Source organism: Enterobacter sp. Taxon_2 (assembly GCF_058355295.1).
Genome location: NZ_CM178024.1, coordinates 3,524,517 through 3,546,071, shown reverse-complemented (window position 1 = coordinate 3,546,071; position 21,555 = coordinate 3,524,517). Strand labels below are relative to the sequence as shown.

General features: G+C 58.0%; 14 protein-coding genes. 5 read left to right on the top strand and 9 right to left on the bottom strand.

Going from position 1 to position 21,555, the window contains the following annotated elements; translation table 11 throughout:
• Positions 1-2: 2 nt before the first annotated feature.
• Positions 3-1,697: a nitrate/nitrite two-component system sensor histidine kinase NarQ gene (narQ, locus tag AC4IC4_RS16800; protein WP_491471553.1), complete on the bottom strand. Its 1,695-nt coding sequence runs from the start codon at positions 1,695-1,697 to the stop codon at positions 3-5.
• A gap of 152 nt (positions 1,698-1,849) precedes the next feature.
• Between narQ and aegA the strand changes: the two genes are divergently transcribed.
• The 3 genes from aegA to AC4IC4_RS16785 all read left to right on the top strand — a co-directional run bounded on the left by aegA (position 1,850) and on the right by AC4IC4_RS16785 (position 5,631).
• Positions 1,850-3,826 (top strand): formate-dependent uric acid utilization protein AegA, encoded by a 1,977-nt coding sequence (gene aegA / locus AC4IC4_RS16795; RefSeq protein WP_491471552.1) that lies wholly within the window; start codon positions 1,850-1,852, stop codon positions 3,824-3,826.
• A 66-nt stretch (positions 3,827-3,892) separates the two neighbouring features.
• Complete coding sequence (nudK, locus tag AC4IC4_RS16790; RefSeq protein ID WP_024907575.1) at positions 3,893-4,486, top strand: GDP-mannose pyrophosphatase NudK; 594 nt, start codon at positions 3,893-3,895, stop codon at positions 4,484-4,486.
• A gap of 101 nt (positions 4,487-4,587) precedes the next feature.
• A complete protein-coding gene (locus AC4IC4_RS16785) occupies positions 4,588-5,631 on the top strand; it encodes a DUF1176 domain-containing protein (RefSeq protein WP_024907576.1) in 1,044 nt (347 codons plus the stop codon).
• A gap of 102 nt (positions 5,632-5,733) precedes the next feature.
• On the opposite strand, the gene ygjK is transcribed toward AC4IC4_RS16785, so the two are convergent.
• The 6 genes from ygjK to ebgR all read right to left on the bottom strand — a co-directional run bounded on the left by ygjK (position 5,734) and on the right by ebgR (position 15,470).
• Positions 5,734-8,079: an alpha-glucosidase gene (gene ygjK, locus AC4IC4_RS16780; protein ID WP_491471551.1), complete on the bottom strand. Its 2,346-nt coding sequence runs from the start codon at positions 8,077-8,079 to the stop codon at positions 5,734-5,736.
• A gap of 14 nt (positions 8,080-8,093) precedes the next feature.
• Positions 8,094-9,152: a protein YgjJ gene (ygjJ, locus tag AC4IC4_RS16775; RefSeq protein WP_491471550.1), complete on the bottom strand. Its 1,059-nt coding sequence runs from the start codon at positions 9,150-9,152 to the stop codon at positions 8,094-8,096.
• Between the two features lie 38 nt (positions 9,153-9,190).
• Positions 9,191-10,627 (bottom strand): amino acid permease, encoded by a 1,437-nt coding sequence (locus tag AC4IC4_RS16770; RefSeq protein WP_024907579.1) that lies wholly within the window; start codon positions 10,625-10,627, stop codon positions 9,191-9,193.
• 183 nt (positions 10,628-10,810) lie between these two features.
• Positions 10,811-11,260 (bottom strand): beta-galactosidase subunit beta, encoded by a 450-nt coding sequence (locus AC4IC4_RS16765; protein WP_491471549.1) that lies wholly within the window; start codon positions 11,258-11,260, stop codon positions 10,811-10,813.
• Positions 11,257-14,340, bottom strand: a complete 3,084-nt coding sequence (gene ebgA, locus AC4IC4_RS16760) for a beta-galactosidase subunit alpha (RefSeq protein WP_491471548.1) — start codon at positions 14,338-14,340, stop codon at positions 11,257-11,259. Before ebgA ends, AC4IC4_RS16765 begins: the two co-directional genes overlap by 4 nt.
• 146 nt (positions 14,341-14,486) lie before the next feature.
• Positions 14,487-15,470 (bottom strand): transcriptional regulator EbgR, encoded by a 984-nt coding sequence (gene ebgR, locus AC4IC4_RS16755; protein WP_048989340.1) that lies wholly within the window; start codon positions 15,468-15,470, stop codon positions 14,487-14,489.
• A gap of 138 nt (positions 15,471-15,608) precedes the next feature.
• Here ebgR and AC4IC4_RS16750 point away from each other — a divergent pair, with 138 nt between their 5' ends.
• On the top strand, positions 15,609-15,941 hold the full coding sequence (locus tag AC4IC4_RS16750; RefSeq protein ID WP_024907583.1) for a tRNA-binding protein: 333 nt from the start codon (positions 15,609-15,611) through the stop codon (positions 15,939-15,941).
• A gap of 71 nt (positions 15,942-16,012) precedes the next feature.
• On the opposite strand, the gene tkt is transcribed toward AC4IC4_RS16750, so the two are convergent.
• On the bottom strand, positions 16,013-18,001 hold the full coding sequence (tkt, locus tag AC4IC4_RS16745; RefSeq protein ID WP_032646746.1) for a transketolase: 1,989 nt from the start codon (positions 17,999-18,001) through the stop codon (positions 16,013-16,015).
• 19 nt (positions 18,002-18,020) lie between these two features.
• Positions 18,021-18,971 carry a transaldolase gene (gene tal, locus AC4IC4_RS16740; protein ID WP_024907585.1) on the bottom strand — a complete coding sequence of 317 codons (951 nt, stop codon included), beginning with the start codon at positions 18,969-18,971 and terminating at the stop codon, positions 18,021-18,023.
• Positions 18,972-19,217: 246 nt separating this feature from the next.
• Between tal and maeB the strand changes: the two genes are divergently transcribed.
• Positions 19,218-21,497, top strand: coding sequence for an NADP-dependent oxaloacetate-decarboxylating malate dehydrogenase (gene maeB / locus AC4IC4_RS16735; RefSeq protein WP_024907586.1), 2,280 nt, complete (start codon positions 19,218-19,220; stop codon positions 21,495-21,497).
• The last annotated feature ends 58 nt before the right edge of the window (positions 21,498-21,555 follow it).

The following is a 21,555-nucleotide window of genomic DNA, read 5'->3' as shown; positions in this document are numbered from 1 at the left end:
CGTTATTTACCTGTTAACGGCGTGGGCACCGGGAACGTCACGCTGACCAGCGTGCCGCCGTTTTGCGGCTGTGAAAAGTGTAGTGTTCCCCCAAGCCGCTGCGCGCGTTCACGCATAATGTTCAGCCCGTAGTGTCCCGGCGGCTCGCTGGCCTCGCCAATTCCGATCCCGTTGTCACGAATGCTGACGCAGTGCGTACCGTCCGCTGCCGTCACGCAGTTCACCGCGATTTCGCTGGCCTGCGCGTGCTTAATGGCGTTCAGCACGGCCTCACGCACGATCTGTAAAAGATGCACCTGCTTTTGCGCGTCCAGCGCCAGCGAGGAGAGGCGACAGTCGAGATGCAGCTTAGCCTGCGTCTGGCTCTGCAGGACGTCGAGGGACTCCTGTAGCGCCGCGGGTAAATTCGCGTGGTTCAGCGTCAGGCGGAAGGTAGTGAGCAGTTCGCGCAGCTGCTGCCAGGCGTTGTTCAGCTCGCGGGAGAAGTCGGAGATGATGGTCTGCGCCGGAGTATTTTCCTCCGGCACGGCGCGTTTGAGCAGCGCAAGCTGAATGCGCAGATACGACAGCACCTGCGCCAGCGAATCGTGCAGCTCGCGGGCGATGGTGGCGCGCTCTTCCATCAGCAGCAGCTGCTGGTAATGTTTTTGCGCCTGGTTAAAGTACAGCCCGCGCCCGAGCATGGTCGCCACGCTTCTCATCAGCGGAAGGGGGACGCTGTCCGTTTCGCTTTGCCAGCGCAGCTCGCCGTAAAGGGTGTCCTGCATCAGTACCGGCAGGTTTTGTAGAGGGATCCCCCTGGACTCCTTCCCTTCACACAGCCGCCAGTCGTCGCTGGTGCGCAGCTCCAGATAATTCATCTGCGTATAGTCATGGACAATCTGCAGGATATGCCGGAAACAGTGGCTGTCTATCTGGCCGGTATTCAGCGCCTGCGAGCACTTGAACAGCATGTCGAGCTGCTGGTGGGCTTCGTGCAGGTGCCGCGTTTTTTCCGCGACCGAGGCCTCAAGCGAACGGTAGAGCGTATCTAATTCGGCGGACATGTGGTTGAAGGCGCGGGAGAGCTGGCCCAGCTCATTCGGCAGGGCGGAATCCGGCGCCGGGGTTGCAAATTCCCCGCGCTCAACCCGTTCGCTGGCCGCCACCAGATTGTTAAGCGGCAGCACCACCTGGCGACGGATGCGTCGCAGGGTAAACAGCGTCAGCAGCAGGATCCCGAGAGCGCCTGCCAGGGATAGCAGGGTCACTGTCTGAATTTTATGTTCGGTGTAGTGCTGAAGGGCGAGCACAAAGGCATCAATGCGGCCGACAAAATCCTCAATATGGGTTTGATACCACGCGCTGTCGCCGCGGGCGATGTGCGCATCCATCTCCTGCCAGGCCGCGTGCAGCTGCTGGTAGCGCGCTTTAACATTGTCCGGGACGTACCAGCGGTCCAGCTTCTGCAGGGCAGGCGCGCCGAGCGTCTGTTGCCAGCTCTCGCGATGTGCAGCAAGGGAAGGGCTGTTGCGCTGCATCTCGTAGCCCAGACGATAGCTCTGCATGCGCAGCGAGCCGGCGATATTAATGGCTTCGGCGTCACGCTGGCTGCTGGCCAGCGTCAGTAGCGCGACGGTGCTGGTCAGCACGGATAAGACAATGATCGAAAAGAAAGCCCAGGCAAGGCTTCCGGAAACGGGTCGTTTAACGGTCACAGAACGGCTCTCTGAATAAAATTGATCTGCCACAGGTTCACTGGAAATAATTGGGCATTCCGGGCATTTGAACATTGCCCGATCGCGCCGTGATGCGTAAATACCATACTCTTATAAAGAGAAAGGTTATTGAACCAAAAACAGGTGTGGTTATGAATCGTTTTATTATGGCTAACAGCCAGCAGTGCATTGGGTGTCGCGCCTGCGAAGTGGCCTGCGTGATGGCGCACAACGATGAGCAGCATGTCCTGAGCGAGCGCCATTTTCATCCCCGTATTACGGTCCTGAGATCCGGTGAGAAGAGCAGCCCCGTGACCTGTCATCATTGTGAAAATGCACCCTGCGCGCAAAGCTGCCCGAACGGTGCCATCAGCAAATGCGATGACAGCGTACAGGTGAATCAACAAAAATGCATCGGCTGTAAGGCCTGCGTGGTGGCCTGCCCGTTTGGCACGATGGAGATTATCGTCACCCCGCTCGACAACGGCAGCGTGAAGGCCTCGGCGAATAAATGCGATCTCTGTCTGACGCGGCCACACGGCCCGGCCTGTATCGAAAATTGCCCGGCAGATGTCCTCTCACTGGCGACGCCTGCTGTCCTTGATCATCTGGCGAAATCGCGCCGACAGCGCACGGCCTGCCTGGAGGCGCAGCCCTGGCATGCGGAGGCCGTCGGAGAAGATGCTCCGCGCACCAAACTGCAGCAGATGCAGGGGACGGCGCCACGCGGCGAGCCCGATAAACTGGCTGCCGCAGAGCGCGTAAGCCATTTTAACGAAATTTACCTGCCGTTCCGGGACGGGCAGGCCGCCCGCGAGGCGTCGCGCTGCCTGAAATGCGGAGAGCACAGCATTTGCGAATGGACCTGCCCGCTGCATAACCACATCCCACAGTGGATTGAGCGCCTCAACGCGGGGGATATCGCCGGCGCGGTCGAGCTTTCTCATCAGACCAACTGTTTACCTGAAATTACCGGCCGCGTCTGCCCGCAGGACCGATTATGCGAAGGGGCCTGCACAATACGTGAAGAGGCGGGATCCGTGACCATCGGTAACATCGAGCGCTATATCTCCGATCGGGCGCTGGCGATGGGCTGGCGGCCGGATATGTCCGCCGTCACGCCGACAGATAAACGTGTCGCGATTGTCGGCGCGGGGCCTGCCGGGCTGGCGTGCGCCGACGTGCTGGCGCGCAGCGGCGTGAGCGTGACGGTCTATGACCGGCATCCGGAAATCGGTGGATTGCTAACCTTTGGCATCCCGGCATTCAAGCTGGACAAATCGCTGCTCGCGCGGCGCAGAGAGATATTTACTGCGATGGGGATCCGCTTCGAGCTGAACTGCGAGGTGGGCCAGGACGTATCGTTGTCGCAGTTAAAGCACGATTACGACGCCCTGTTTATTGGCGTGGGAACCTATCGTTCGATGAAGGCGGGTATCCCGCATGAAGACGCGCCAGGGGTCTATGACGCGCTGCCTTTCCTGGTGGGCAACACGCGGCATGTTATGGGGCTGGAGGCGACGGCCAGCGAACCGTTCATCGACACCCATGGCTTAAACGTGGTGGTGCTTGGCGGGGGCGATACCGCCATGGACTGCGTCCGCACCGCGTTACGCCACGGTGCGGCGAAGGTGACCTGCGCCTATCGTCGGGATGAGGCCAACATGCCGGGCTCGAAGAAAGAGGTGAAGAACGCCAGAGAAGAGGGCGCGGCGTTTGAATTTAACGTCCAGCCGGTTGAGCTGACGCTGAATTCGAGCTGTAGAGTCAACGGTATTCGGATGCTGCGTACCGAGCTTGGAGAGCCGGATGCGCAGGGACGGCGGCGACCGGTTCCCGTGGCGGGCAGTGAGTTCGTGATGGCCGCGGATGCAGTCATCATGGCGTTTGGTTTTAACCCGCACGCGATGCCGTGGCTGCAGGCGCAGGGTGTCGAAACGGATGACTGGGGGCGGATCGTTGCCTCCGTCGAGAGCCGTTACCGTTACCAGACGACTAACCCGCAGATCTTCGCCGGGGGCGATGCGGTACGCGGCGCGGATCTGGTGGTGACCGCCATGGCGGAAGGCCGCCATGCGGCGCAAGGGATACTCGACTGGCTGGGGGTTAACGCGCCAGAACATCATTAAACCGGCGGGCGACAAAGCGGGATTCACGGCGTAGTATAGGACGACTCATTGTGTTGTGGAGCCCGTATGACCCTGAAAATTGACGTTATCAAAGACAAAATTCTCTCTGAAAACTACTTTGTCCTGCGTAACATCACCTATGACCTTACGCGTAACAACGGTGAAGTGATCCGCCACAAACGCGAGGTCTATGACCGCGGCAATGGAGCAACTATTCTGCTCTATAACCGTGAAAAGCGGAGCGTGGTGCTGATCCGCCAGTTCAGGGTGGCGACATGGGTCAATGGCAACCCCGACGGACGTCTGATTGAAACCTGCGCGGGCCTGCTCGATGATGATGAGCCGGAAGTTTGTATCCGCAAAGAGGCCGTAGAAGAAACCGGCTTCGAAGTGGGCGAGGTCAAAAAGGTCTTCGAGCTGTTTATGTCGCCCGGCGGCGTGACGGAAATCGTCCATTTCTTCATCGCGGAATACAGCGACGCGCAGCGCACTCACCGGGGCGGTGGGGTCGAGGATGAAGATATCGAAGTGCTGGAGCTTCCTTTTTCCCGAGCGCTGGAGATGGTGCGAACAGGGGAAATCAGGGATGGTAAGGCGGTGATATTACTGCAGTATTTACAGACTACCGGGCTGATGAATACCCCTTTCGAACGGATATAGCCTGTTTTTCGGGTATATCTGATAAATCCGATTGAGCAACCCCGGCGGGAACACGAAGATACTGCCCAGTTATGCGTTTTCGTTCCGGGATTGTGTCATTCATGCGCTACAGCGTCTTTTTATTTTCCCTGTTTTGGGTGCTCCTCGCGCCGCAGGTGCGGGCTGCACCCGCGCAGCAAGCCTTTTCTGACTGGCAGGTGACCTGCAATAACCAGAACTTTTGCCTTGCCCGCAACACGGGCGAACATCGTGGTCTGGTCATGACGCTCACCCGAAGCGCCGGGGCGAAAACGGATGCCACGCTGCGTATCGATCTCGGCGGTCTTGATACGCCCTCCGTTAAAGAGCCTGAGATTGCTCCCCGTCTGCTGCTGGATAACGTTCCTCTGAAGCTCGACAAACAGCGCTGGCAGCTCACGCCCTGGCATCTGAAAACGGACGATGCGGCCACCATCACCGCCTTTCTGAAAAACATCCAGGAAGGGAAGGCCCTGACCCTGCGCGGCGGTAAGCAGGTCATTTCACTGAGCGGTCTGAAAGCCGCGCTGCTGTTCATTGATGCGCAGCAAAAGCGCGTCGGCAGCGAAACCGCGTGGATCAAGAAAGGTGACGATCCGCCGTTAAGCGTTCCGCCTGCACCCGCCTTAAAAAAGGTGGCGGTCGTCAACCCGACCCCGACGCCACTCTCCCACGCCGAACTGAACGACCTGCTGGACTATGGTACCGGACGGATGAACAGCAGCCAGTGCTCGCTGGATCCTAACCGCCGGGAAGTGCGCGTCACCGCGTTAACCGATGACAAAGCGCTGCTGATCGTCAGCTGCGAGGCGGGGGCCTATAACACGGTTGATCTGGCGTGGCTGGTATCACGTAAAAAACCGTTCACCGCCCGCAGCGTCAGGCTGCGTCTGCCGTTTACGCCGTCAAGCGACGGCAGTGAGATGGAGTTGATGAACGCCAGCTTCGATGAGAAGACGCGCGAGCTGACAACGCTCGCGCTGGGACGCGGTATGGGCGATTGCGGGATCCAGACGCGCTGGCGTTTCGACGGCCAGCGTTTCCGCCTGGTGCGCTACGCCGAGGAGCCCAGCTGCGACAACTGGAATGGGCCAGATGCCTGGCCCACGCTGTGGATCACGCGGTAGCTTTTCTGCCGGGTGGCGGCTTCGCCTTACCCGGCCTACAAAAGCCCGAACCGTAGGCCGGGTGGCGCTGGCGCTTACCCGGCAAAGCAGACCGCACCCTCGTTACTGTTTACGGAAAAAGTCGTTATACAGCATGTAAAGATGCGCCGCGCTCCATGAGAAGTTAGGCGCGCCCTGCTGCGCGCCGGTCAGCGGGTTGTAGCTTTCCTGAATCGGGCCGTCGGACGTTAATCCCTTCGCGTGCTTAAAGAAGTTTTCTGCCAGCGTTTGAGCCTGCTCCCGGTAGCCATAGCGTTCCATCCCTTTCAGCCCAAACCAGAACTGGTCGACCCACACCCGGCCACGCCAGTAGATATCCGGACCAAATGCCGGGTTGGTTAGCGCGGCAGTCCCGAGCGGCACATACGTGTTGAACTCTTTCGGATCCAGCATCACCTTCACCACGGCATCCGCATGCGCCTGCGTTGCCGCACCGTTAAACAGCGGCGACCAGCCTTCCGGTCCTTTACCGCGCTCGACGATAGGCTTGCCCGCACAGCCGTTCGCCAGCGGTTTATCCTCGATACGGATGTCATAGTAAAAACCGCTCTTCGCGTCGAACATGCAGGTATTGATGTAGGTCGCGAGCTTATCCGCCAGCTGGCGGTAGCGGCTGGCCTCCTGCTCTTTACCCAGCAGGCTCGCCATCTGCGCCAGATAGTGATTGTCGCTGTACATGTAGCTCGCCTGGTCGACGGACTCCTGCAGCAGCGAATAGCCCAGCAGCTTGCCCTCGTTATCGCGATTTTCAGCAAACTTCACCGTCCAGTCGCTGCGCTTGCCGCCGTTTTCGACGTAGTTATCCAGCTGGGCTTTATCGATAAAACCGAATACGGCGGCGTCATCGCGACCTGATTCCCACGAGGCCGCAACCTGCGCCGGGATCTCCAGACTGTCGTAATGGCCCTTGTCGATCACCCGGGCATAGTTGTTCAGGCCGGAAAGCGATTCCTCTTTATCGCCTTTTTTGACCGTAAAGAGCATCTCCCCGCTGGCGGTGTTATGGGCTTTGTCACGGGTCGCGCCGTACTCCGGCACGCCGTTGCCGTTATGGTCGCGGTTGCGCAGCCACCAGTCGTGGTAGGCCACCAGTTTAGGGTACATTTCTGCCAGCCAGGCTTTATCCTGCGTGGTGTGATATACCTCCATCACCGACCACGCTGCCAGGCTCGGTTTAGTATTGCGCTCATTCCAGTTGCCGCCGTCGCCGCCGCGTTCCGGGCTCAGGTTCCAGGCGATGAGATCCGGCACAAAGCCGGCATCCTGCGGGCGTACCGGATCGTCGGGTTTGATTTGCCAGGAGAAGACCGCGCGAATGTTCTCTTTGGCGATATCCGGGTTGAAATGCGACATGGCAAACGCCTGTTTCCAGGTATCCCAGGGCCAGGTCTGGTTGCCGGAGAACCACCGTCCGGTGACGGATGGCGTCACCGTGTTATAGCGCACCGCGCCGCCGGCCGAGCGCCAGTTGCCGTTCAGCGTTTCGATGGCCTTCACCGCCACGCGGGTTTGCTCTGGCGTGGCGTTAGGGTTAGTTAACCCTTTCTGCAAATAGCCCTCCCAGCGCTGCTGCGAGGCCGTCATATAAGCGGCCGGGCGCGCCAGAATATCGCGGATCTGCATCTGCTCGCGCTTCACCTCATCGGCATTCAGCAGATGGGAGTAGGTGGTATACAGCGTGGTGCTGCCGGTAATGTGTGCCCGGCTGGTAAAGCGATGCCCGTCGACGGTGGTCTCGACGAGGAGGGATTTATGCACCTGATATTCGGAACTGCCGGAGGTCAGCAGATCCCAGGTGGAGCGCACTTTGCCAAAGGTCACTTTCAGGCCGTCACGGGTGGGGACCAGCCTGCGCTGATAGTCCGGATATGCGCCGTCGATGGTCTTATCCGACAGCGGTTTGCCCTCTTTGGCCTCCAGCTTCTCCAGCAGTTCGCCGTCCCACACCAGTTCCAGCGGTGCCTTGCTGGTGATGCGGGTCTCCAGCAGCGAGGTGCGCGCGGTGGCAAAGCGCAGCGTCATCACGATCTGCACATCTTTCGCGCTCAGCTTTTGCACCAGCGCGCCGGGAAGGCTGTAAGCCTCAAGGGTAAAATCGATTTTTTTGCCGTTCTGATACACATTCAGGCGATCGAAATTGGTCGCCATAAAGTTGATGTACTCTTCAGTGAGCAGCGCTACGCCGGGAAATCCTCCCTGGGTCTGCGGCCCGTTCGGCAGCAAATGACCATGCCAGGCACCCAGATCGAAAAAGGGATTAAACCGCTGGTGGTCGTCAGCGTCGAAATCGTGCATGTATTCCGGCGCACCGGTACGGTTGATGACATTTTTAAAATCAGCAGGAGCGGTGGCGTGAGCCGAAAAGCTGAGCGCCAGCGCGCAGGCCAGCGGTGTAAGGCTGAGTTTCATATCGGAAGATCCTTTTACCAGTAGACGTATTGCATCAGGAACACCTGATCGCTCGGGTCGCCGGAGGCATTTTTCATGTAAAAGCGGCTGTCGGCTGCGGTAGCAAAGCGTCCACCGCCGTACTCATACCAGATACCGAACTGCATAAACGAGGTTGTTTCATCGGCGGCATTGTCCGGGCGATGCTTTGCGTAGCTGTAAGCGGTGGAGAGATAGACGCCTTTTAACGCTTCAATCATGGCGCTGACCATATAGCCGGTTTCAGTCCCGGAGACGTCCTTGCCGCTGGCGCGTCCGGTGTGATGCCAGGCGCGCGCCGCCAGGTTGGGCGACAGAATGCCGGTCAGGAAGAGTTGTCCCGTGCCGTCGGTGACCTCAAGTCCGTTCATCCAGGTGACATCTTTGACGATGTCATACTGGATATAGCCATTCGCCATCGCCGGATAGGTATACTTATCGTCATAGCGATCGTATTTACCAAAATGCAGCCAGGCTTTGCTCTCGTCATGGTGCCCCGCAGGCGTGGCGGTGACGCTGTAGCGCAGGTTCCCGGAGCGGTTTTGTACCTTGAGCGCGTACATAATGTCGCGGGTGTTGGGGATCACGTAGCCCAGATCGGGCGTGAAATCTCCCCACCACTGCAGGTCATCAAGGGAGGAGTCCTGACGCAGGCTGAGCATGATCTCGGTGTTGCCGTCGGTTTTGTAGCCGCCGTAAAAGCGGTTAAGCCCACCTTCGAATCCGCCCCAGCTGTGGTCGGGCACCCAGGCGTTCCCCTGATGGTCAGCCTGTACGGTCCAGCCCTCGCCGTAAATCAGGCCGAACCAGTGCCCGTATTTCATTTCCAGACCACTCTCAATGTAGGTGCCGTCACTGTATTTATGTTTATTCTGACCTTCTAAATCCATATATCCGCCAACCCCCAGCTCGCCATAAAAACGAAACGACGGAGAGGTAATTTCCGGGGTTCGGGTATCGTCATGTTCAGCGGGTCGGGCTTCTTCTGCGGCAAATGCCGGGCAGCAGAAAGAGAGGGCAGCGAGTGCCCCAATTGTTTTCTCTTTAATTTTCATGCACTCATCCCAGTGAAAAAATATCCATGCCTTCAGCGTTAGTGAAGATTTGAGGCAGGTGACGCTTCTGTTTGTTGTTGTTCTTTTGATAATCCCTTGACGTATTTGCTGTATTTCCACCAGGCAAATCCGAGGAATAACACAATGCCACCGACGTTATAGAAAATAATCGTCAGAATATTGGCACCGGTGGGGAAAGTTGAGGCCACAAAGCCAATGGCAAAAATCACAATCAGCATCGACACCACCACCATGCCCGTGGTGCGTGAGCCCATTTTGAAGTCGCGCGGGAGATGATCGAGCTTACGGCGCAGGTTCAGGTAGGCCAGCATGATGAACAGCGGCGGTAACATTGACGCGGCCGCGGTCATGTTGATGACGGTATTCATCAGCTCCTGCGCGGTGTTCGACCCCATGGTTGGGATAATCATGAGCGGAATGACGATCAGATACTGGATCCACGCCGCCCGCGCCGGTACGCCGTTCTCGTTCAGCGCCACGGTTTTTGGCCCAAAGATGCCGCTTGGGATCTCAGAGAAGAAGATTTTGACCGGGGTTGCCGTCCACATCAGCAGGGAGCCGAACATCGCGGTAAAGGAGACCAGGCCGACGAAGCGGTTCATCAGCACTTCCGGCAGGCCAAACCATACCGCCAGGCCGTGGAACACCTGTACCGAACCACCGGTGAATTTCAGCTCTTTGCTGCTGATAAAGACGTTAATCAGCACCGAGGAGATGGAGTAGAGCACGCCGATGAAAATCCCCGCCAGAATGATCACCCTGACAAAGGATTTTGAGCCGCCCTTCACGTCGTTAACGTATACCGCAACGGACTCTGCGCCCCCGGCGGCCATAAATATCCAGGTGGTGATGCCGAGGAAGGCCCAGTTGAAGTTGGGGATCATCGCGTCAACGGTAATCGGGTCGGCTGGCTGCACGCCGCCCACCAGCGCCGCGCCGGCCAGAAGAATATAGGAGAGGGTCAACAGCAACATGAGCGTTGAGGTCACCGACGTGATCGGCCCCAGCATCTTCGCCCCGTTGGTGGACACCCAGGTCGAGAAGGCGAACAGCACCATGCTCAGTACCGTGGTGGCAAACGGCGTAAGAATGTACTCATAGCCCAAAAAGGCGTAAGAGGCGTAGGCGATGACGCGGGGTAATAACGAGGTGAAGAAGAACAGGTTCACGAACCAGTAGGTGTAGGCGGTAATAAACGCCCAGCGCCCGCCCAGCGAGCTTTTCACCCAGGCGTACACGCCCGCTTCGGAGTTTTTATTCAGGGAGACAAACTCCGCGATGATTAAGCAGAAAGGAATAAAGTAGAACAGGGTGGCTAAAAAGAACATCGGCGCGGAGGCCAGCCCCAGCTCGATGTTGTTATTAATCACGTTGTTAAAACTGAATACGGCGGCAAACGTCAGCGACAGCAGGCCGAATTTGCCGATGGTATTACGCTTGGTAGTTTCAGACATAATATATCTCCGGGTACGAGGAGGATAGATACCCGTCATACTTCAAGTTGCAGATGCGTTGGCTGCACTCGCTCACCCCAGTCACATAGTTATCTACGCTCCCGGGGATTCGCTCTCTTGCCGCCTTCCTGCAACTCGAATTATTTAGGGTATAGCGGTGCTTCATTGGCACCGCTGGATTTTTTATTTGTTATGGAAATAACCGTCTTCGATGGTCACATAGAGGACGACTTTTTTGGCTGGCGTTGCGCTGATAAAGCGATACGCCTCGTGGTTTTCACATATCACGATCTGTCCCTCCCGCACCTGTTCGGTATGGCCCACGCCTTTCAGGTATTCGCGGTCGGTTTCATCCCGGTAGCACTCCACAAGCTGAAGGGCGTCTTTTGCGGCGTACTCAATTTTCTGCGCGCCCTGCAGGTAGTAATGCACCTCGAAATAGCGGCGATGGCCGACGAACAGCGCGTCGGTGCTGGCATCATTGGTCACGCGGTAGGCCAGAGAGTCGCCAATCGAGTGGGCAACGCCGGGCTGGATGTGGTCGATGTTATTAATGGCCTCTGTGCAGCGCTGCCATTTGCGGCCCGTGCGATAACGCTGCTGGAACTGTTCCAGGCTGTCGAGAACGATCATTTTTCTGCCTCGCTGTGCGAATTCATGGAGAAGAAACCGCTGCCGAACCGATAGCGCGCCAGTGCCTGCGCGGCGGTGTGTCCGCCTTCCAGCGGGAGCAGGGTGAAGCCGTAGCGGAACGGCCTGAACCAGACGCGCCATGTATCCAGCACTTCGCTTCCCCAGGAGTTAGAGCCTAAGCCCAGTACCTGATGGTCGAGATTGAGGGTGATGTCCTCGTTGCGACGCAGTTCGTTGCAGTGCTGCGCGGCGTGGATGTTCTCTGCCGTGTAGTGCCAGGCGCTGAAATGGATGGGCTGCTCAGGCACCACCAGCAGGCCGCTGCCGTGACGGCTGGCGAGCGTTGCCCAGCGCACCTGCTGACGGTTGCCGTTGTTCTGCGGGAACGGGTAGTTTTCGAACATTTCGTCCACCGTGGTGTGCCACAGGTCTATGGTGCTGGCCTGCTGGCTGTCCGGGTAGTTCTCACCGGGTCCGCGTCCGTAGTAGCTCACCTGGTCGAATTCACCGTTGATGCCGAGGGTAAAGCCGATGCACGGGATAATGTGCGGATAATCACCGTATCGTTCACCGCTCAGCTCAACGTTAATTTGCCCGTCGGCGGCAATGCGCCAGCGATAGGTGCAGCGCATACCAAAATCAAACACCGGCGGGGCAATCAGCGTGCGGGTGGTAATGACGATCGCATCGTCCTGCTGCTCGACCTCAAAACCGCGCAGGTGCTCCTGCATAATCTGCAGATGGTTGGGTTGCCACAGCCCCTCATACTCCTGCTTGTGGTTATCAATCATCGGTTTGAAAAAGTTAATCTTCGGTTCACGGGTGATGTTTTCCTCACCGTTAACCAGCCAGGAGCAGAGTTTCCCCGTCACTTTTGAGAAGCGTGCGCGGAAGTTATGCCCGATCACGGTACAGTTCAGACGGTCTTCTGCCAGCCGCAGCGGTGTCGCGTTGGCGTTACTAAACGGCGTGACGTGAGTTGTGCGCGTTTTTAGCGGGAACTGATACACCGCAATCTCGTGCCCCGCTTCGCTGTAGCGCGTGCGGCTGTTTTTGCTGATGCGCACGGTCAGGAATGCTTCGCGCTCGTCGAGTTGGGGCAGGTTCAGGCTCACGGTGCGGGTGCTGTTGGGGGCCAGCCCGGTAATTGTCAGCGGCTGGCTGTGCAGGGTTTCACCTTCGGCACGCACCTCAACGAGCAGGGTGTAATCGTCCAGGCTGGTGAACCAGAAGCGGTTTTCAACGTGCAGCTCGCCGTTCTGCCAGCGCAGTTTGACCGGGGCAATCACCTGCTTATATTCGCGCAGCCCCGGACCCGGCGTTTGATCGGAGTAGATCAGCCCGTCGAGGCAGAAGTTGTAGTTATTCGGATAGTCACCAAAGTCGCCGCCGTAGGCGTAATACGTATTGCCGCTGGCATCTACCGCCTGAATACCGTGGTCGCACCACTCCCAGACGTAGTGGCCCTGAATGCAGTCGTGGCGATCGAAGACGTTTTGATACTCGCTCAGACCGCCGGGGCCGTTGCCCATCGCGTGGGCGTATTCGCAGATAACGCGCGGTTTGGCGTGGGGATACTCGCCGAACAGGTTCATCAGCGGCACGCGGGTGTACATGGTGGAGATGATATCCACCACCTCGGCGTCGCGATCTTCTTCGTAATGCAGCAGGCGCGTGTCGTCCAGTGCCTTTGCCGCCCGGGCCATGGCGCGGATATTACAGCCGTAGCCGGACTCGTTTCCAAGCGACCAGATGATGATGGAAGGGTGGTTTTTCTGGGCGTGAATATGGCGCTCGATGCGCTCAACGTAGACATGTTCCCACACCGGATCGTCCGTGATGCGGCTCAGGTCGCCGACGTTGGCAAAGCCGTGGGATTCCACATCCGTCTCCGCCATCACGAACAGGCCGTAGAGGTCGCACAGCTCGTAGAAGCGCGGATCGTTGGGGTAGTGGGCGGTGCGCACCGAATTGATATTGTGCTGCTTCATCAGGATCAGGTCGCGCTCGACGCGATCCATGCCCACGGCGCGGCCTTTCTGGTGATCGTTGTCGTGACGGTTTACGCCGTGCAGCTTCAGGTAGCGGTTGTTCACGTAGAACAGGCCGTCGCGCACCTTGATGTCGCGGAACCCAATGCGCTGAGGGATAACCTCCAGCGTCTGTCCGTGCTCATCTTTAAGCGTTACGACCAGATGGTAGAGGTAGGGCGATTCCGCAGACCACTGCTGAGGCTGTTTGACCTCAATGCTAAAGGCGGTTTCCGCGCTGCGGGTCACGGTCAGGCCGTCGGTGGTGCCCTGATGGATCGCTGCTTCGCCATCATACAGAGCATACTCCAGCGACACGGCGGATGCGTGCGGGGCCAGGTTTTCCAGCTCAAGCTGACAGAAGAGGGTGGCGTCTTTCCATGCCTCGTCGAAGGTGGTTTTGATCGTGACGTCGCGCACGTGAGTGGGATTTTTGCCGATCAGATAGACGTCGCGGAAAATGCCGGCCGTCCACCACATGTCCTGATCCTCAATGTAGGTCGAATCCGCCCACTGCAGCACCCGCACGCACAGCAGGTTTTGCCCACCGTGCACTGCATGGCTGATATCAAACTCGGCGGTCAGCCGGCTGCCCTTGCTAAAGCCAACGTAGTGACCATTCACGTAGACTTCGAAATACGTTTCGACGCCGTCAAACTTGATGAGGGTCTGCTTCCCCTGCCAGCCGTCCGATAGCGTGAAGTGGCGCTGATACGCCCCGGTCGGATTGTCTGTAGGCACCCACGGCACGTCGACCGGGAAGGGGAAGCCTTCGTCGGTGTACTGCAGCTGGCCGTGGCCTTCCATCTGCCACATGGCGGGTACGGTAATGTCGCCCCAGTCGGCCATATACTCAGAGGTAAAGTTTTCCGGTACCAGAAGGGGGTGGGTGAAAAAGCGAAAGTTCCACTTACCGCTCAGAGACAGAAAGTGGCTGCTGGCCTCGCGGACAAAGGTGCGAGCCTGCGCGACGGTGTCGTATGAGAAGAAGTACGCTCGCGGCGGAAGCCGGTTCTCATGCGTGAGTTGAATATTTTCCCAGCGATTCATGCGATCTCCCTGTAGGGGGTAAATATCATTGCTGGAGATTTTAGTAAATATTTTACTAAATAAAATCAGTAAAATTGATTTGCTTTAACTCGATCACGAAATAAAAAAATGCCGGGCATGCCCGGCAGTGTGTTAAACGAGGGGAATTAGCGGGTGGTGCCGCGCAGTTTCAGCACGCTCGGCACGAAAACCTGCAGCGGCAGCGTCCGGCCATCGCGGGCTTTTTCCAGCAGCAGGTTAACCCCCTGGCTGCCCATCATTTCCGAGTGGATGCGTACGGTAGAGAGCGGCGGGAAGGTGAAGCGGGCGGTCGGGATATCGTTCACGCTGATGAGCGAAATGTCCTCCGGGATCGCCAGCCCTTTTTCATGGATAGCGCGCAAGACGCCGATGGCTATCGAATCAGAGGCTACAAACAGGGCGGTAGGCCAGCTTGTCTGAGCCAGCATGGTTTTTGCCAGTTCGTATCCGGATGAGCTGGAAAAACCGCCGCGCCAGATATCCTGTTCTGACACCACCCCTTTCAGGCGACCATACTCGACAAAAGCGGCTTCGCGGATATCGGCTTTGCCGGGCTCATCTTCCCCGCCGATAAAGCCAATGCGCTTAACGCCCTGATCAATGAAGAAATCAACGATCTGCTTGCTGATGCGCGAGAGGTCAATGTCGACGGAATCGAACGCGCTGCCGGGCTCGTGAAAATCGATAAAGCAGACGTTGTCCGTTAACGCAGTTGCAGCGCGCAGGACGGCTGAAGAGGGCTTGCCCACAATCAGTACGCCGGTAAGTTTTTTACTCTCTGGCAGGGTGGCATTGGCGTAACAGTTGCTCAACTCGACGCCCAGCTTTTCACACTGTGTCTCAATACCGTGGCGGATGGCAAGGTAGTAAGGGTCGTTAATCTCCAGCTCTTGCTGGTAGCTGTAGAGCGCCAGAATGTGCTGCTGACCCACCGCGGCAGACTGCATTTTGCGGGACGTTGTGCTCTTGTATTCCAGCTTTTCCGCAATCTCCAGAATGCGGTGCTTGGTCTCTTCTTTTACGTTCAACGTTGGGTCATCGTTTAAAACCCGGGATACCGTCGCCAGCGAAACGCCAGCCTCCGTCGCGATGTCTTTGAGCGTAGCCATGTTTGTCCTTATTCCCCCACGTGATGACCCATTGTAAAGGATGAATCAGGACATGCATCCGTTTTTACTAAATATCCTGCCCATTGCTTCCGGCAAATAGCGTGCTAGTATTTAGTAAAACTTTACCAAGGAGAGAGCATGGACACGATAGCTTACGATGACTTTGCAAAGCTGGAGATCCGCGTGGGGACGATTGTGGACGTTAAGCGCCACGCCAACGCAGACAAACTCTATATCGCGCAGATTGATGTGGGCGGAAAAACGCTGCAAACCGTCACCAGCCTGGTGCCGTATTACCGGGAAGAAGAGCTTATGGGAAAAACGGTGGTGGTGCTGTGTAATCTGGCGAAAGCGAAGATGCGCGGCGAAACGTCTGAATGCATGCTGCTCTGCGCGGAAACCGATGACGCCAGCGAAAGCGTGTTGTTAACGCCGGAGCGGGCGATGGCGGCGGGTGTCCGGGTAGTATAAAAAAGGGTGGCAAAGCCACCCGATTTTCCAGGCCGGGTAAGCGACAGCGCCACCCGGCAACGCAGACCGCACTACAGCACGCTCAGCGCCTTCTCCACCACGTTCTCAACGGTAAAGCCGAAGTACGGGAACAGCTTATCGGCAGGGGCGGATTCACCGTAGCCTCGCATGCCCACAATCGCCCCTTTGAGCCCGACATACTTGTACCAGTAGTCGGCGATACCGGCCTCCACCGCCACGCGCGCCGCGACGTTAGAGGGCAGCACCGACTCCCGGTACGCCTCGTCCTGAGCGTCAAAAATATCCGTAGAAGGCAGGGATACCACGCGCACCGCGTGGCCTTCGGCGGTCAGTTTTTCCGCCGCTTTCACCGTGATTTCCACCTCGGAACCGGTCGCAATCAGGATCACGTCCGGCTTGCCGCCGCTGTCCTTCAGAATATAGCCGCCGCGGGCGATGTTTTTCACCTGCTCCGGGGTACGCTCAATCTGCGCCAGATTCTGGCGTGACAGAATTAATGCCGTTGGACCGTTATGGCGTTCTACCGCCAGCTTCCAGCCCACTGCCGCTTCGACCTGATCGCACGGACGCCAGGTGCTGAAGTTTGGCGTCAGGCGCAGGCTCGCCAGCTGTTCAACCGCCTGGTGGGTGGGGCCGTCTTCTCCCAGACCAATGGAGTCGTGGGTATAGACCATAATCTGCCGCGCCTTCATCAGCGCCGCCATGCGCGCCGCGTTACGGGCGTACTCGACGAACATCAGGAAAGTGGCGGTGTACGGCACAAACCCACCGTGATGGGCGATGCCGTTGGCGATCGCGGTCATCCCGAACTCGCGCACGCCGTAGTGGATATAGTTCCCGGCAATATCCTCTTTCAGCGATTTCGAGCCGGACCAGATCGTCAGGTTGCTTGGCGCCAGGTCAGCCGAGCCACCGAGCAGTTCGGGCAGAATAGGGCCGATTGCGTTCAGGGTATTTTGCGACGCCTTACGGGTGGCGATTTTCGCCGGGTTGGACTGCAGGTTTTCAATCAGCGCCTGGGTTTTATCGTCCCAGTCTTCCGGCAGACCGCCGCTCATGCGGCGGGAGAACTCGGCGGCCAGCTCCGGGTGCGCTTTTTTATAAGCGGCAAATTTCTCGTTCCAGGCGTGCTGGGCCTTCTCGCCGTCTTCACGGGCATCCCAGGCTCTGTAGATCTCTTTTGGGATCTCAAACGGCGGGTATTTCCAGCCCAGCTTCTGCCGGGTCAGCGCCACTTCCTCCTCGCCCAGCGCCGCGCCGTGCGCCTCCTCTTTGCCCGCCTTGTTCGGCGAGCCGAAGCCGATGACCGTGCGGCAGATAATCAGGGACGGTTTGTCCTTCACGCTCTGCGCTTCCTGAATCGCTTTTTTCACCGCCTCAGGGTCGTGACCGTCAATCTCATGCACCACGTGCCAGTGGTAGGCCTCGAAGCGTTTTGCCGTGTCGTCGGTAAACCAGCCCTCGGTCTCCCCGTCGATGGAGATGCCGTTGTGATCGTAGAACCCGATCAGCTTGCCGAGCCCCAGCGTGCCCGCCAGGGAGCAAACCTCATGGGAGATCCCCTCCATCAGGCAGCCGTCACCCATAAACACGTAGGTGTAGTGATCGACAATCTCGTGATCCGGCTGGTTGAACTGTGCCGCCAGCGTACGCTCGGCAATCGCCAGCCCGACCGCATTGGCCAGCCCCTGACCGAGCGGCCCGGTGGTGGTCTCCACGCCCGGCGTATAGCCAATCTCCGGGTGCCCAGGGGTTTTGGAGTGCAGCTGGCGGAAGTTTTTCAGCTCCTCAAGCGGCAGATCGTAGCCGGAAAGGTGCAGCAGGCTGTAGAGCAGCATTGAGGCGTGACCGTTGGAGAGAATAAAGCGGTCGCGATCGTACCAGGTGGGGTCATTCGGGTTGTGCTTCAGGAAGTCGTTCCACAGCACTTCGGCAATATCGGCCATGCCCATCGGTGCGCCGGGGTGGCCGGAATTGGCTTTCTGCACGGCATCCATGCTGAGGGCGCGAATGGCATTGGCGAGCTCTTTACGGGACATAGTTCACTCCGTGGCAAGGTTAAAGTTTGGCGGCGAGAAGGTCTTCAAGTTTGCGCTGGTCGACGGCGAACAGGCGGATACCTTCCGCCAGTTTTTCCACAGCCATCGCGTCCTGGTTGTGCTCCCAGCGGAACTCCGCTTCGGTCATGGTTTTCGGTTTTGGCAGAACGGTAGAGGTGGGCACCAGCTTACGGATCACCGTCTCTTCTTTGTCCTGTAGTTCCTGGAGCAGGTTAGGGGAGATGGTCAGACGGTCACAGCCTGCCAGGGCGAGGATCTGCTCGGTACGGCGGAAGCTGGCCCCCATCACGATGGTTTCGTAGCGGTGCTGTTTGTAGTAGTCGTAGATGTTACGGACCGATTTCACGCCCGGATCCTCATCCACCACGTACGGATCCATCGGCTGTTTTGCCTGATACCAGTCGTAGATGCGCCCGACAAACGGCGAGACGAGGAACACGCCCGCTTCCGCGCAGGCGCGCGCCTGGGCAAACGAGAACAGCAGCGTCAGGTTGCAGTGGATACCCTCTTTTTCCAGCACCTCTGCCGCGCGGATGCCTTCCCAGGTGGAGGCGAGCTTGATCAGAATGCGTGATTTATCGATGCCCTGATCCTGGTAGAGCTCCACCAGACGACGTGCCTTATTAATGCTTTTTTCTTTATCGAATGAGAGGCGGGCATCGACTTCGGTCGAGACGCGTCCCGGAATGCTTTTCAGAATTTCTGCACCAAAATTAACCGCCAGCTTGTCGCTGGCTTCGGCGACCTGCTGCTCCTGCGTTTTACCGCGCTGTTTACCGTAGGCAATGGCGTCATCAATCAGATGGCTAAAATGGGCAAGCCCGGCCGCTTTGAGCAGCAGCGAAGGGTTGGTGGTCGCATCCTCCGGCTGATAGTGGCGAATCGACTCGATATCGCCGCTGTCTGCAACCACTGTGGTGAATTTTTTGATGCCGTCTAGCTGGTTCATAAATGATTACTCCTTGGAAATAAAAGCGTTAGCTGAGTGCGTTAGTTCACACTTCTGGAAAAATCATGATGGACTTAACAAAAAAGCATAGCAGACGGGGGAGGCATTGCTTTTGAGACGGGTAACATGGCTGTTATAAATTGATAACAATTTTTAATGTGTGATGGTGAGAGTTTGGCAGCCTTCAAAGTTTATGCGCTGTCCTGCGGCGATACTATCTGACCGATACGTAAAAGGAATAACAAGATGGACGATCAGTTAAAACAGAGTGCCCTCGATTTTCATGAGTTTCCTGTCCCGGGGAAAATCCAGGTCTCCCCAACCAAGCCGCTGGCAACCCAGCGCGATCTGGCGCTGGCCTATTCGCCGGGCGTAGCTGCCCCGTGTCTGGAAATTGAAAAAGACCCGCTGGCGGCCTACAAATACACTGCGCGTGGCAACCTTGTCGCCGTAATCTCTAACGGCACGGCGGTGCTGGGGCTGGGCAACATCGGTGCGCTGGCCGGTAAACCGGTGATGGAAGGGAAGGGGGTACTGTTCAAGAAATTCGCCGGTATCGACGTGTTCGATATCGAGGTGGATGAGCTCGACCCTGACAAATTCATCAACGTGGTGGCCGCGCTGGAGCCGACCTTCGGCGGGATTAACCTGGAAGACATCAAAGCGCCGGAATGTTTCTATATCGAGCAGAAGCTGCGCGAGCGTATGAACATTCCCGTGTTCCATGATGACCAGCACGGGACCGCGATTATCAGCACCGCCGCGATTCTGAACGGCCTGCGCGTGGTAGAGAAAAATCTCTCCGACGTGCGCATGGTGGTTTCTGGCGCAGGCGCCGCGGCTATCGCCTGTATGAACCTGCTGGTTGCGCTGGGTATGCAGAAACACAACATTGTGGTCTGCGACTCCAAAGGCGTTATCTATAAAGACCGCGAGCCGAACATGGCGGAAACCAAAGCGGCCTATGCGGTGGAAGACGACGGTAAACGCACCCTGGACGACGTGATCGACGGCGCGGATATCTTCCTCGGCTGCTCGGGTCCGAAGGTGCTGACCCAGGAGATGGTGAAGAAGATGGCGCGTGCGCCAATGATCCTGGCCCTGGCGAACCCGGAGCCGGAAATCCTGCCGCCGCTGGCGAAAGCGGTGCGTGAAGACGCCATTATCTGTACCGGTCGTTCTGACTACCCGAACCAGGTCAACAACGTGCTCTGCTTCCCGTTCATCTTCCGCGGTGCGCTGGACGTCGGCGCAACGGCGATCAACGAAGAGATGAAGCTTGCCGCCGTTCACGCCATCGCGGAACTGGCGCACGCCGAGCAGAGCGAAGTGGTCGCGTCTGCGTACGGCGATCAGGATCTGAGCTTCGGTCCGGACTACATCATTCCAAAACCGTTCGACCCGCGTCTGATTGTCAAAATTGCGCCAGCGGTGGCCAAAGCGGCGATGGACTCCGGCGTGGCGACGCGTCCGATTCACGATTTCGACGCTTACGTCGATAAGCTCACCGAGTTTGTCTATAAAACCAACCTGTTCATGAAGCCGATCTTCTCCCAGGCGCGCGCCGACGCGAAGCGTGTCGTGCTGGCGGAAGGGGAAGAGGCGCGCGTGCTGCACGCCACCCAGGAGCTGATCACCTTAGGCCTGGCGAAACCGATCCTGATTGGTCGTCCGAGCGTGATCGAAATGCGTATCCAGAAGCTGGGCCTGCAGATTAAGCCGGGCGTCGACTTCGAGATCGTCAACAACGAATCCGATCCGCGCTTCAAAGAGTACTGGAGCGAATACTACGCGATCATGAAGCGTCGGGGGATCACTCAGGAGCAGGCGCAGAAAGCGGTGATCAGCAACACGACGGTGATCGGCGCGATCATGGTCCATCGCGGCGAGGCGGATGCGCTGATCTGCGGCACCATCGGCGATTACCACGAGCACTTTAGCGTGGTGCAGGAGATCTTTGGCTATCGTGATGGCGTCCATACCGCCGGGGCGATGAACGCGTTACTGCTGCCAAGCGGCAACACCTTTATTGCCGATACCTACGTTAACGACGACCCGACCCCGGACGAGCTGGCGGAGATCACCGTGATGGCCGCCGAGACCGTGCGTCGCTTTGGTATTGAGCCGAAGGTGGCGCTGCTGTCGCACTCTAACTTTGGTTCGTCTAAATCCGCGGCGGCCTGCAAAATGCGTGAGACGCTGGCGCTGGTGCGCGAGCGCGCGCCGGAGCTGATGATTGACGGGGAAATGCACGGCGATGCGGCGCTGGTAGAGAGCATCCGTAACGAACGTATGCCGGACAGCCCGCTGAAGGGATCGGCTAACATCCTGATTATGCCGAACGTGGAAGCGGCGCGTATCAGCTATAACCTGCTGCGCGTCTCCAGCTCTGAAGGGGTGACCGTAGGACCGGTACTGATGGGCGTGGCGAAACCGGTGCACGTGTTAACGCCGATTGCCTCCGTGCGTCGTATCGTGAACATGGTGGCGCTGGCGGTGGTTGAGGCGCAGACGCAGCCGCTGTAAGCGCGTGGTGTCGGGTGGCGCGTTCGCTTACCCGACCTACGGGTTGAGTAGGCCGGAT

What these genes read in the sequence shown, in the direction of transcription:
- aegA (WP_491471552.1), top strand. Translation starts at nt 1,850, where the DNA reads ATGAATCGTTTTATTATGGCTAACAGCCAGCAGTGCATTGGGTGTCGC.
- nudK (WP_024907575.1), top strand. Translation starts at nt 3,893, where the DNA reads ATGACCCTGAAAATTGACGTTATCAAAGACAAAATTCTCTCTGAAAAC.
- AC4IC4_RS16785 (WP_024907576.1), top strand. Translation starts at nt 4,588, where the DNA reads ATGCGCTACAGCGTCTTTTTATTTTCCCTGTTTTGGGTGCTCCTCGCG.
- ygjK (WP_491471551.1), bottom strand. Translation starts at nt 8,079, where the DNA reads ATGAAACTCAGCCTTACACCGCTGGCCTGCGCGCTGGCGCTCAGCTTT.
- ygjJ (WP_491471550.1), bottom strand. Translation starts at nt 9,152, where the DNA reads ATGAAAATTAAAGAGAAAACAATTGGGGCACTCGCTGCCCTCTCTTTC.
- AC4IC4_RS16770 (WP_024907579.1), bottom strand. Translation starts at nt 10,627, where the DNA reads ATGTCTGAAACTACCAAGCGTAATACCATCGGCAAATTCGGCCTGCTG.
- AC4IC4_RS16765 (WP_491471549.1), bottom strand. Translation starts at nt 11,260, where the DNA reads ATGATCGTTCTCGACAGCCTGGAACAGTTCCAGCAGCGTTATCGCACG.
- ebgA (WP_491471548.1), bottom strand. Translation starts at nt 14,340, where the DNA reads ATGAATCGCTGGGAAAATATTCAACTCACGCATGAGAACCGGCTTCCG.
- ebgR (WP_048989340.1), bottom strand. Translation starts at nt 15,470, where the DNA reads ATGGCTACGCTCAAAGACATCGCGACGGAGGCTGGCGTTTCGCTGGCG.
- AC4IC4_RS16750 (WP_024907583.1), top strand. Translation starts at nt 15,609, where the DNA reads ATGGACACGATAGCTTACGATGACTTTGCAAAGCTGGAGATCCGCGTG.
- tkt (WP_032646746.1), bottom strand. Translation starts at nt 18,001, where the DNA reads ATGTCCCGTAAAGAGCTCGCCAATGCCATTCGCGCCCTCAGCATGGAT.
- tal (WP_024907585.1), bottom strand. Translation starts at nt 18,971, where the DNA reads ATGAACCAGCTAGACGGCATCAAAAAATTCACCACAGTGGTTGCAGAC.
- maeB (WP_024907586.1), top strand. Translation starts at nt 19,218, where the DNA reads ATGGACGATCAGTTAAAACAGAGTGCCCTCGATTTTCATGAGTTTCCT.